The sequence below is a fragment of the Pseudomonas sp. 10C3 genome, from assembly GCF_036346185.1.
Lineage (GTDB): Bacteria > Pseudomonadota > Gammaproteobacteria > Pseudomonadales > Pseudomonadaceae > Aquipseudomonas.
Window position 1 is genome coordinate 52,809 of the sequence record NZ_JASJVE010000021.1, and the last position, 11,921, is coordinate 64,729.

The window sequence follows — 11,921 nt, forward strand, 5'->3', positions numbered from 1 at the left end:
GCTACTTCCTAATATCGAGAGCATGACCAGCCCCCTCCGGAGCGCTGGTGGTTTGCTACCACCACGCTCCAGCACGGCTTCGCCAGAACCACGCAATTCCCGTACTCCGGTGGAATCCTGTTTATGAATGAACCAGTGCATCAAGTCACCCTGAACTTCGCCGATGGCGTCACCCGCAGCTTCAGCGTCGCATCGAACAGCAATATTCTCGATGCCGCCATCGAAGCGCAAATGCCGGTGCTCTTCCAGTGCCGCTCCGGCAGTTGCTCAAGCTGCATCAGCACCCTGACAGAGGGCGAGGCGCTAACCCGCCCGGGTGCCAGCTCGACCTTGCTGGCCAGCGAGTTCGCTGCCGGCCAGCGCCTGCTATGTGTCTGCCAGGCCGAGTCCGATTGTACCTTCGACCTCGGCTACGGCAGTGAAGTTGGGTCCAGTGCGGCGCATGAAGTACACGCCTTTATCGACTCGGTCGAACGTATCGCCAGTAATGTGATGCGCGTGACTCTGGAATTGGCCGAAGGCGAATGGATGGAGTTCCGCCCGGGCCAGTTCATGCAAATTGTTGTGCCAGGCCTTGGCGTGTTGCGCAGCTACTCGCCGGCGAGTACCCAGCAGAGCTTGCCAAAGATGGAGTTCCTGATCCGCCTGATCCCCGGTGGGGCGATGTCCGAGTTTCTGGAGTCCGCGGCCGAGTCCGATCAGGTCTTGAACCTGAGCGGTCCTTACGGTGCGTTCTTCCTGCGTGAGGAGCACAAACGTGCGCCGCATATTTTCGTCGCGGGCGGCACTGGCCTGGCGCCGATCCTGTCAATGATCGACGCGCTGCGTCAGGGCAGCGGGCGCAAGCCACCGATGCTTCTGACCTTCGGCTGCGCGGTGCCCGAAGCGCTGTTCTCGCTTGAGGACATTGAGTTGCGTCAGCAATGGTTGCCGTCCCTCGAGACGCGCATCTGTGTCGATCGCGAAGCCACTGAAGGCCTGCATCAGGGCAGCCCAGTCAGCGCATTGCGAGAAGGTGACATCAATCATCCTGACGCCGTGGCTTACCTGTGCGGCCCGCAGCCCATGATCGACGCCGCCACCAAGCGCCTGATCGAGCTGGGCATGAAGTCGCAAAATATTTTTGCCGAACAGTTTGTCGCCAGTAATTGAGGAAGTGCGCATGAAACCTACGACTTCACTCCCGTTTTCTGCCCAGCAGGATCAGTGGTACGAGCAGGCCCGCGCCAGACTCAACCCGCGGCGTCTCAAGCAGCTTTTGTTTGATATCAGCAATATCCACAGCCCGACGGGTGCGACCCGTCAGGCCAGCGAGTTCATGAGTCGCCACCTGCAAGGCATCGGCATGAAGTCGCGCTACTACCCGATGAGCGACATTACGGGCAACGTGGTAGGTGAACGCCGTGGCAGTGGTGGTGGCGCAACCGTGTTGCTGTATGCGCCCATCGACACCCACCTGGACCGTACTCCCGGTGAGGAAATGCTCACCGGCGAAGGCCAGGAAGCCGACCTGCAACCCTTCGCGCAGATGGTCGATGACTGGGTGTTTGGACTCGGCTCATCGAACCCCAAGGCGATGATTGCGACCTTGACCGAAGTGGCCACCGCGCTGATTGAAGCGGAAGTACCGCTGCGGGGTGACTTGCTGCTGGGTATGGCCGACGGCGGTATGCCGGTGGACATCAGTGCGCGTCACGCGGGTATGTCCAATGGCGTGATTCATCTGCTCAATCGCGGCATGTACCCGGACTTCGCCATCATCATGAAGCCATGGAACTGGGTCTACCACGAGGAACCGGGCATGGCCTGGTTCAAGCTCAAGGTCTACGGCACTCTCGGCTATGCCGGTGTGCCGCACGACATTCCGGGTTTCCGCAGCTCCGTGGTGCCTTCAGCCACGGTTATCCAGGAGCTGCAGCAGTGGATTCTGGCTTATACCAAACGCAACACCAGCGGTGTCATCGAGCCACACGGCTGGATCAGCGGTGTACGCGGAGGCGATGTCGAACGCCCGGCGTTCCCGAGCGCGGTCACTGAAATCTTTTTCGACGTGCGTATTAATCCGCGCGTCAGTCCCGGTGACGTCAAGGCGCAGTTTGCTGAATTCGTCGACGACCTCAAGGTGCGCTTTCCTGCGCTGGATCTGGGCTGGGAAATGTACGGCTCGGTACCTGGCGGTACCACTGATCCGCAGAACTGGATCATCCAGTCATGCAAGCGGGGTTGGGAGTTCATTGAGCAACGTCCACATGGCATGCCCGACATGCTCGCCGGTCAAACGGATGGTGCAGCGCTACGCCGTTATGGCGTGCCGACCGCGCGTATCGGTTGGCCGTGGCCCGCGACCGGCGCACCGTTGCCGGTGGCCGAGGGTTTGGGCGGCATGGGCGCGACCTATGTCCCTGATCTGATGCCCTGCGCCGAGAAGATTCTCTACGCGTTGATCGACACCCTGACGCGTCCCCGCCACGAACTGGGCCTGTGAGCACGAGGAGCCAATGATGAAAAAGCGCATCAAGATGATTTTCCCGGTTCCGATGAGCGAGGCCACGCGTCCGCTGGTGGAATCTCAGCTGCCAGCTTCGCTGATGCGGCCCGACATTGACGTGAGCTTTGTAGGCGCGGGCCAGGTGATGACCCTGGCCGACAGCTATTACGACATGGCGCTGATGGAGCTGGCGGTGATCGAAGCCGGGATCAAGGCTGAGGAAGAAGGCTACGACGCGGTGTGCGTGAATACCGTCAGTGATTCAGGCCTGTCTGCGCTGCGTTCGCGCTTGTCGATCCCGGTACTGGCACCGGGTATCGCCGCGTTCCATACCGCCTGCATGCTCGGACAGAAGTTCAGCATCCTGACCATGTGGCCGCGTTGGTACCCGCTGTATCGCAAGACACTCAAGGAATACGGCTTGGAATCGCGTCTGGCCTCGATCCGCTCGATCGATGTGCGCCCCGACACTGAGGCGTTGCTGGAAGGTAAGGAGGAGGTGGTCTTCGCCAAACTACTGGAAGCGGGACGGCTTGCCATTGAGCAAGACGGTGCCGATGTGATTGTGCTCGGCTCGACCACCATGCACCAGTCACATGCCTATCTCGCCCAACATCTGCCGGTGCCAGTGCTCAACCCCGGGCTGATTGCTTACAAGATGTGCGAAGTGCTGCTCGACCTGGGTCTGTGCCACAGCAAGGTCGCCTACCCAAGCCCGGAACAGAACAAGGACGCAGCCTTCAGTCGCTGAAGCCTGCGCCAAGGAGTGCTGACATGACAGTGTTTGAATCTGCAAAAGTTCACGTTTCGACCGATCTGACCATCGCCGAGGCGTCTGAGGCTTTTCGCAACGGCGTGCTGAGTAGCGTCGAGCTGGTCCAGGCGTGCCTGAAGCGTTCTGAGGAAGGCAAGTCGCTCAATGTGTATGTGACCCTCGACAGCGCGGGAGCTTTGCAGGCCGCCCAGGCCGCCGATACTGCACGCAAGGCGGGCGAGCCGCTTAAGCCGCTCAGTGGCATCCCAATTGTCATCAAGGACAACATACACGTCGCGGGGCTGCAGTGCACCGCAGGCTCGCCGGCTTTCGCAGGCTTTGTGCCGAGTGAAGATTCGCCCTGCGTGCAAAAACTGCGTGAAGCCGGGGCGATCATTCTCGGCAAGACCAACATGCATGAGCTGGCTTTCGGTGCCACGGGCTATAACGGTGCGTACAACACTGGCGTTGAGGTGGGCGTGCGCAATCCCTACGATGGCACGCGTATCGCTGGTGGCTCATCCTCTGGCAGCGCCGCAGCATTAGGTGCACGTATGGCCCTGGCGGCATTGGGCACCGACACCGGTGGCTCGATGCGCATTCCGCCAGCCCTCAATGGCTGCGCTTCGTTGCGCCCAAGCGCAGGGCGCTACTCCGACCGTGGTGTTATCCCGATTGCCCGCAGCCGCGACACGGTCGGACCGATGGCGCTGTGCATGGCCGACGTAGCGCTGCTCGATGGATTGATCACAGGTGAGTACGCAATGCCATCGGTGGTGCTGGGCGAGTTGCGCTTAGGCGTACCGAGCGAGTTTTGGGAAAACCTCGATGAGGACACCTATGAGCAAGCCGTGGCCGCAGCAGAAAAGCTGAGCGGCCACGGCGTGACCCTGGTGCCCATCAAAGATGCCGGCCTGCATGCACTGAACGAGCCGGTGGGTTTTCCCGTGGTGATCCATGAGGCCTACGACTGCATGGTCGACTACCTGCGCGACTACGGTCATGCCATGACCATCGAGCAGCTCGCCGAGAAAATTCACAGCCCCGATGTGCGCTGGATTTATGACCACTGGGTACTGCCACGCAAAATGCCGGTCGGCGATCAGTTGGTGGATGTTGCACCGGCTTATCAGGCTGCGCAGAACGGTGGCCGTCAGGCGCTGCTTGAGCGTTACCAGATGCTGTTTGAGCTGCACCAGCTCGACGCGCTGCTGTTTCCCACTACGGCAGTAGTGGCTCCATTGGCCAACGACGAGGTCAACCAGCCAAGCATCTTCGAGCGCCTGATCCAGAACACCGAGCCGGCCGCCAGCGCGGGTCTGCCGTGTATTCAGTTGCCGGTAGGGCTGGGTAGCCGAAGCGGTTTGCCTGTGGGCATGGAGTTGGACGGTCCACCCGGTTGCGACCGCCGCCTGCTGGCTATCGGTCAGATGCTGGAAGGCCTGTTTGGCCGAGTACCACGCGCTTGAACCGTGTGGTCCGAGAGGAGGCGTTATGAGTCAGGGCAGTCTATGGCGTGACAAGGTGGTGATTGTGACCGGGGGCGGCAGCGGGATAGGCCGCGATGTTTGCCTGGCGCTGGCACATGAAGGCGCACGCGTGGTGATTGGCAATCGCACTGCACAGACTGGTCAGGCGGTGCTCGAGAAAATCCTAGCTGACGGTGGTCAGGCGTTGTTCCGTGCCACGGATGTGTCCTGCGCGGCGGATTGCCAAGCCTTGGTAGCGCTGGCCATGAACACCTACGGCCGCCTCGATGGCGCATTCAATAATGCGGGTCTGCAGCGCGACTTCAACGCTGTGCATGAGACCCCGGTGGAAGACCTGTCCGAGGTCATCGACATCAACCTCAAGGGCGTGCTGTACATGATGAAGTATGAGGCGGCCGCGATGCTCAACGGCCATGGCGGCGCCATCGTTAACAACGCCTCGATCTTCGGCCTTAAGGCGATGTCCAGGACCGCCTATTACGTTGCCGCCAAGCACGGAGTTGTCGGGGCAACCCGCGCCGTAGCGCTGGATTACGCGACTCGCGGCATCCGCGTCAATGCCATCTGCCCCGGCCCGATCAAAACGCCAAGTTTCGACCGTGTCACCGGTGGCGACGAACACATGTATGACGAAGGCGTTCCCATGCACCGCATTGGCCGTCCCGAGGAAGTGACCACGGCGGTGCTATGGCTGCTGTCGGAACAATCTTCTTATGTAACGGGCACGACCCTCTCGGTAGATGGCGGCATGTCGGCCGAATGAATCGTCCTGATCAGCAACGGTCAAAGGAGAACAATAAATGATCAATGCTTTGAGCTACGTGGTGGTGCAAACCCCGCACCTCGACGCCTGGATAGAACAGGCCCGGCACCACATTGGCTTGCATGTCGACGTGGTCGAACCTGATGTCTGTGTGCGCTTGCGTGCAGATGAGAAGGTTCAGCGCTTGCTGGTCAGCGCCTGCAAGGGGGAGGCGACCATGGGCATGGGGTTCGGAGTGCTCGATGCCGCCGCTCTGGAGAGCACCCGGCAGGCCCTTGAGGATGCAGGTTATCCGACCACCGAGGGTACCGCTGAAGAGCTACGCCTGCGGGGTGTGGCGGGCATGGTGCACTTCACCGATCCAGACGGTCTGCGCCTGGAAGTTGCCTACGGTCTCGCCGATGCCACGACTCCGTTTGTACCGGGGCGCCCTCTGGGTGGCTTCCGTACCGGCGACATGGGCTTGGGGCATGTTGCATTGATCACCGCGCACTTCGATAAGCTCAGTCACCTGTACCGCAACGTATTGGGTTTCAAGGTGAGCGACCACACCCATGCCCCCTTTCGCGTCGAGTTCCTGCACTGCAATCCGCGCCATCACACCCTCGGTCTGGCACACACCGGTGGTCCGGCGAAGATCTACCACCTAATGCTCGAGTACAACGATTTCGACGACGTTGGGCGCGCCTACGACATGGCCCTGGTCAACCCCGAATGCATCGGGGTCACGCTGGGTCGTCATATCAATGACCACGTCACCTCCTTCTACTTGAAGAACCCGGACGGCTGGATGTTCGAGCTGGGTTGGGCCAGCCGCACCGTCGGCCCGGACTGGGAAGTCGAGGAGCTGCAAGGCATGAGTCTGTGGGGCCATGACCGCTCATGGCTGCCGGACGACAAGCGCGAAGAAGCGCGACAAATCCTCAAGCGTCTGGCCGATCAGGGCGTGCGTGCCCCAGTCGTGACCACTGCGCAAACCGCTAAGGCCAAACAATGACTGCACACTCTCAAGCCGCCTCGCCGGAAATTGCCAACCGTATTCAAATTGGCGAATGCACCCTCAACTATCACGACCAGGGCGAGGGCGACGTCATTCTGTTGATCCACGGCTCCGGACCAGGCGTGACCGGCTGGGCTAACTGGCGCGGGGTGATTCCAACCCTGTCGCAGCGGGCGCGGGTCATCGCTCCCGATATGCTCGGCTTCGGTTACACCCGTTGTCCGTCGGAGTGGAAACTGGACCCTGCCATTTGGGTGCAGTCGCTGATCGGCTTGCTCGATGCGCTGGACATCAAGCAAGTGTCCATTGTCGGCAACTCCTTCGGCGGTGCCATTGCCCTGGCGTTAGCCAAGGCCTATCCGCAGCGCGTACAGCGCTTGGTGCTAATGGGCGCTGCTGGCCTGTCGTTCCCGATTACCGACGGACTGGACAAGGTCTGGGGTTATCAGCCGTCGTTGCAGGCGATGCGCGGGCTGATGGAGGTGTTTGCCTACGACCATGGCCTGATAAACGACGACCTGGTCAGCATGCGCTATCAGGCGAGCATTCGCGACGACGTGCAAAGCCGTTTCGCCCAACTGTTCCCCGCCCCGCGCCAGCAAGGCGTGGAGATGCTTGCCCTGGCCGAAGATGATTTACGCGCGTTGCCACACCAAACGCTGCTGATCCACGGTCGTGACGACAAGGTCATTCCGCTGGAGTTGTCCGAGCGCATGTTGCGCCTGATTCCCCATTCCCAGATGCACGTGTTCGGCGAATGCGGGCACTGGGTTCAGATCGAAAAGGCCCAGGCCTTCAACCGCCTACTGGTCGACTTTCTGGTCGACCAATCGGCCAGTGCAGGAGCATGACCATGAATCGAGAAACTATTAAGGGCCGCTGGTCCATCCAATCCTGGGAGCAGCTGTACGACGATGGCCGGGTGGTGTGCCCAATGGGTACTGAGCTGGAAGGCTTTATTGAGTACAGCGACTTCGGCATGTTTTGCGTGGTGGCCAAGAAAGGCCGCGAGCTATTCCTGACAGGTGGCCAGTGGTCGGCCGAGGACGCCGAGAAGGCAGCTGCCTACAGCAGTTACCTGACTTACGCAGGTGACTTCGACGTTGCAGGCAACACGATCACCCACAAAGTGCGCTACAGCATCTTCCCCAATTGGGTCGGTGGCAACCAGCTCCGTACCGCCGAACTTAATGGCGATACCCTGTCGCTTACCGCACGTCTTGAAGAGGGAAGCAGCGAAGCCCGTACCGCGCGCTTGATGTGGACGCGTGCCACGGTTGTGCCAAGCTGATATATGTTCGGCGCGCAGCGTGTTTGCGTGCCGAATTTTCTGCTTCCGCCCATCCCAAAAGCCCACCAGATCATCTCTACCCCGGAGATCTTTCAGGAAAGCTACAAGACCACTTGTTGTCGGCATGACTCCGCGTAAGGATTGCTCTGCAGACTCATGGGCAAGCAGTTATCTAGCTTTGACCGTTTTTCTGCTTGGCTTGCGCAAGTGAGAGCTATGGGTAGGGGGAATACCAATGGGAATACCAAACCGCCTGAAACTCAAAAAATATGGAAAGCCCCCAAAAGCCTTGAAACTGCCGTATTCACTGAATTTCAGGCACAAAAAAAGACGTCCGTGGACGTCTTTTTTTGTGGATTTGGTGGGCCGGGGTAATCTGAACTGTTTGTGTAAACTACTGATTTAAAATAACAATATCGGTTTTGTTTTTATTGTGGAATACCATTTGGAATACCGTTTTTCCTGGCATAGCCCAGTCGATGGCCTACGACTAAACTGGTCTTATTATGGCCCTTGCCTCGATCGTGCAGGATTCGAACCTGCGACCCGCAGCAGATGCAGGCGCTGCGGGCACACGGCTGCTGAATTGATGCCGGGGCATTATGCCAGGCCGCTATGATTTCAATTGGACATTTATATCGAAGCGCTTTACGTGGGGGCATGTTCAGTTGCGTGCTATCGCATCGAGCTGATTTGGCTGTGTACTGACGTGTCAGTCCCTGGGCAAGCACTGGCGGACCAGCTCGTTGATATTTCTCGTGACTATCGCGCTGCTGTGGGCTGTGCGGCTCACAGAAATAGATAGCCACACCGGTCTTCAATCTCGGGTGGTGCTGATCATCTCGGCACGCTGGGTGCGCTTATCCAATGTGCCTGAGCGTGGCCTACGGACCATCTTGCCTTGGCGTAAGCAGATACAGCTCCTTTAAGCGAGATCGTAGATCGCAGTGAGGATCGTCTCGCGGCTGCCAATGAGCTTCTGCTTGATTAGCGACTTGGCTTTTCAGTCGTGGGAAAACATTTGGCGTGGTTTGGCGTTGGTCTCGGAGCACTGCGCAGTAAGGCTTTAAATCCTAAAGGTGAGCGGGGGAAGGGCATGTGAAGAATAGAGCATTGACTAGGATGCGTTATTCTCGGAGTGGCTGTGGCGATGGGTTAAGAGCCGTCTTTTAGTCGTTTCAGCATTTCTGGAATATAGAGATTTTTCTCGGTTTCCATTTTTAACAGTATGTCTAAAATTCTGGCGCGGCTTAACTCGTGATCGTCGGCAAATTTGTCTAGGCGTCTTATTGCTTTGTCTGAGAGGATAAAGTTGTATTGACCTTTGTCAGTTAAGCCTTGGCGATATTTTTGCTGGCTCCAGCTTTTTTTAATTTTGTCAATGTACAAAATTGTCTGGTGGTGATTGAATTTTGAGTGGTCGAAATAAATCAAGAGATCTTCGTAGTTTTCAATGGGAAGATACATCGACATTTCGATCGAAAGAAGTGTTTCTAGTTGAATGTTTTTATTTAACCACTTCCCTGCTAATAAGCATTTTTGGTTCTCATCTTCGAACCATTTAAATTGCTTGTCTCCCTTTTTGTGGTCGGTCCAGTCGTGCTTTAGAGTATGTAAAAGTGCTTCTTTTTGTAGGCGGCTGACATCCCATACGTCAATGCGTGCAATTAATAAGGCTGCGTCAGGCAAGTATGATAGGCATAGGTCAAACTGTTGATCTATATAGTTTTTGGTTTTTGAGTTTAGCCATATTATTTGTCGTTTTCCTTCGTCTATCCAATCAAAGTATTTTGCTGGAAGAAACTCTTCGCTTTTTCTCTTACTAATGAACTCGGCAAGATCGGGGTCGTTGGACATGATGCTCGCCATTTCGGCCCGCGCTCCCGGCTGATCTATATGGCCGAGTGATTGCTTGTGACGATTTACTAGTCGATGCCACAACCAAATATCATATCTACGGCCGTAGTTTGTTTGATTAAGTATGTATGCTAAATCATAGTCGGAATTTATTGCCATGTCGCCTCCATTCTCTAGAGGTTTTCTATATCATTTTTTGAATGGTTTTGGAAGTGTTTATTTGTGTTTTAATTGGTTTTGTAGCGGTTCTCTAGTAGATAATTTTTATGATAATCCTCAGTTGTAATGGGTTTTGTATAGGTTTAGCGAACGGTATGGCACGAAGGAGCGCGGATCTTAAGGGGGAAGCATTAGAGCGGCATGCTCAGTTTGAAGTCGTGCTATGTACGTATCAATTGCCGGCTTGTCCGCCAAAACGGTCGATTAATCCTTAGGGGCTCCTGCGCGTAGACAGGTCGAAGTGCATCCGGATTAGGGTGGAAAGGCTAGAGGCGGTAGGTGAGGCTGGTTAAGTTTTACCGCGCTGACCATGCTTTGAATGAATAAGAAAAGCCTGATGCATTAGAGCTGTTCACAGCCAGGGCAGTCATCGACTTGACTGGCCTATCTCAATCAGCCATTTACGAATCCATATCGAAGGATGTTATTCAATCCGATACCGTTGGCCGGCGGGCGTACAGGATGACTGGAGAGTCAGAAATAGGGAGGTTAAAAGAACGTGGCTGTGAACTGGAAAGTCGCTATCGGTAGTCTTGGTGGCAAGAGATTCAATGGTTTTTTACCAGAGCGTTAATTCTCTTAGCTCTGATGTGTTATGGGTTATTTTCGTAGGTGTTTCAGTGGCGTAGATGTGGGCGTGTTTTCGGTATTGGTAATATGCTTTATATGCATATCTATTTATGAAAGGCTCTAGTATCTATTTCTAGTGTGCCAATAGTCTACGCTTTTTTGTGTTATTGCTTCTTGTTAGGTTAACTGACTTTAAGTGCTGACTGTCGTCAGTATATGGCGATGTGCGAAGGGTGCAGGGTGATTGCTTAACGTGCCGCAGTCATAGTGCTCGGTCTGCTAGGAAGTAAAAATGCACTGGATGTGCTCATGGTATGAACCCACATACCTGGAGCACCAACATGATGCGTCATCCTAAGAATACTAACCTTATCCTCCACAGAGATACGACATATCAAGGCTTGGCTGTGCAGGGGGGAAAAGGTCCTTTCATCAGTCAATACCTGGACCGCCTCTACCGGACGATGGAGCGAGCGCTCACCCAATATCCCCGCGTGTTTACATTCAGGGTTGATCTACGACTTCCTAATGATACTCGGCTACCTGATTACGTTTTTACCAACGAAGTGATCGATCGTTTCATTGAGTCGTTCAAGGCCAAGATTAAGCATAACCGTGGTCAAGCTCGACAGCTGAACAAGTACGCTCATGATAGCAAGGTCCGCTACGTGTGGGCACGGGAGCTGGGGCAGCATGGTAAGCCTCACTATCACTTGGCAATCCTGCTCAACCGAGATGCCTTCACGGCCTTGGGTAAGTTTGAGGTCGGCAGGGACAACATGTTCAATCGCCTCGTAGAGGCTTGGGCCAGCTCCTTGGCGTTATCTGTAGAAGCTGTCAAAGGATTGGTCGAGATTCCTACTAATCCGTCCTATCACCTGAATCGTGGTGAGCCGGAAGGGCAGGCTGCGTTCTTCCACCGTGCGAGCTACCTATGCAAGTCCGCGACGAAAGCCTTTGGTGATGGCAGTCATGGTTTTGGGTGCAGCAGGAGCTGAGTGCTGCAGATGGTGTACGCGAGTGTTCATCGTGTCGTTGACTGCCTTGGTGCGAGCCAAAGGCGGTCTATCGGCCAGTGCGTGCCTATGACTGGCAGCTATATCTGTTCGGCCAGTCACAGGCCGCCATGACGGCTCACGGGCAAATGATTCGAAAGGATGATTAATCACTTGTCGAACTGGAGCACGCCGCGGGCTGGAAGGTTAAACCAGTATTTCTCTACCAGCCCCTCAATCCTCTGGACGCATAAGAGGATCCAGTTCATGAGAATCATTCGCCTACAAGACGTTAAATATTCCACCGGCCTAGGTCGGTCCACAATCTACAAGTACATCAGCGAGGGGAGCTTTCCGAAGCCAGTGTCATTGGGCGATAGGGCTGTCGGCTGGGTTGAAAGTGAAGTGATAGGTTGGGTCATGGCCAGAATTGAGGCGCGAGATGTTCACGAGTCTCTCACGGCGTGATCAACTGATTGGCTAAGATTCTTTTC

12 protein-coding genes and 1 pseudogene are annotated in these 11,921 nt (G+C 56.1%); 11 read left to right on the forward strand and 2 right to left on the reverse strand.

Going from position 1 to position 11,921, the window contains the following annotated elements; genetic code table 11:
• Positions 1 to 123 precede the first annotated feature (123 nt).
• The 9 genes from QN399_RS20025 to QN399_RS20065 all read left to right on the forward strand — a co-directional run bounded on the left by QN399_RS20025 (position 124) and on the right by QN399_RS20065 (position 8,161).
• Entirely contained in the window at positions 124 to 1,152 is a 1,029-nt protein-coding gene (locus QN399_RS20025) for an FAD-binding oxidoreductase (RefSeq protein ID WP_330201484.1), read from the forward strand.
• A gap of 10 nt (positions 1,153 to 1,162) precedes the next feature.
• Positions 1,163 to 2,485 (forward strand): acetylornithine deacetylase, encoded by a 1,323-nt coding sequence (locus QN399_RS20030; protein WP_330201485.1) that lies wholly within the window; start codon positions 1,163 to 1,165, stop codon positions 2,483 to 2,485.
• A 16-nt stretch (positions 2,486 to 2,501) separates the two neighbouring features.
• A complete protein-coding gene (locus QN399_RS20035) occupies positions 2,502 to 3,239 on the forward strand; it encodes an aspartate/glutamate racemase family protein (RefSeq protein WP_330201486.1) in 738 nt (245 codons plus the stop codon).
• A 23-nt stretch (positions 3,240 to 3,262) separates the two neighbouring features.
• Positions 3,263 to 4,711, forward strand: a complete 1,449-nt coding sequence (gene iaaH / locus QN399_RS20040; RefSeq protein WP_330201487.1) for an indoleacetamide hydrolase — start codon at positions 3,263 to 3,265, stop codon at positions 4,709 to 4,711.
• A 25-nt stretch (positions 4,712 to 4,736) separates the two neighbouring features.
• Positions 4,737 to 5,495, forward strand: a complete 759-nt coding sequence (locus QN399_RS20045) for a glucose 1-dehydrogenase (protein ID WP_330201488.1) — start codon at positions 4,737 to 4,739, stop codon at positions 5,493 to 5,495.
• Between the two features lie 37 nt (positions 5,496 to 5,532).
• On the forward strand, positions 5,533 to 6,492 hold the full coding sequence (locus QN399_RS20050) for a VOC family protein (protein ID WP_330201489.1): 960 nt from the start codon (positions 5,533 to 5,535) through the stop codon (positions 6,490 to 6,492).
• On the forward strand, positions 6,489 to 7,346 hold the full coding sequence (locus QN399_RS20055) for an alpha/beta hydrolase (protein ID WP_330201490.1): 858 nt from the start codon (positions 6,489 to 6,491) through the stop codon (positions 7,344 to 7,346). The genes QN399_RS20050 and QN399_RS20055 overlap by 4 nt, the downstream gene beginning before the upstream one ends.
• A gap of 2 nt (positions 7,347 to 7,348) precedes the next feature.
• The gene (locus QN399_RS20060; RefSeq protein WP_330201491.1) at positions 7,349 to 7,786 is read left to right on the forward strand and encodes a lipocalin-like domain-containing protein; all 438 of its coding nucleotides are present in this window, start codon (positions 7,349 to 7,351) and stop codon (positions 7,784 to 7,786) included.
• A gap of 156 nt (positions 7,787 to 7,942) precedes the next feature.
• Positions 7,943 to 8,161 (forward strand): hypothetical protein, encoded by a 219-nt coding sequence (locus tag QN399_RS20065; RefSeq protein ID WP_330201492.1) that lies wholly within the window; start codon positions 7,943 to 7,945, stop codon positions 8,159 to 8,161.
• A gap of 206 nt (positions 8,162 to 8,367) precedes the next feature.
• Here the strand turns inward: QN399_RS20065 and QN399_RS20070 are convergent.
• Positions 8,368 to 8,702: pseudogene (locus QN399_RS20070) on the reverse strand (hypothetical protein); the annotation flags it as partial.
• Between the two features lie 239 nt (positions 8,703 to 8,941).
• A complete protein-coding gene (locus tag QN399_RS20075) occupies positions 8,942 to 9,802 on the reverse strand; it encodes a hypothetical protein (RefSeq protein ID WP_330201493.1) in 861 nt (286 codons plus the stop codon).
• 971 nt (positions 9,803 to 10,773) lie between these two features.
• Here QN399_RS20075 and QN399_RS20080 point away from each other — a divergent pair.
• Together QN399_RS20080 and QN399_RS20085 are read left to right on the forward strand one after the other, a co-directional pair.
• Positions 10,774 to 11,430, forward strand: coding sequence for an inovirus Gp2 family protein (locus QN399_RS20080; protein ID WP_330201494.1), 657 nt, complete (start codon positions 10,774 to 10,776; stop codon positions 11,428 to 11,430).
• 264 nt (positions 11,431 to 11,694) lie between these two features.
• Positions 11,695 to 11,895 (forward strand): AlpA family transcriptional regulator, encoded by a 201-nt coding sequence (locus QN399_RS20085; RefSeq protein WP_330201519.1) that lies wholly within the window; start codon positions 11,695 to 11,697, stop codon positions 11,893 to 11,895.
• The last annotated feature ends 26 nt before the right edge of the window (positions 11,896 to 11,921 follow it).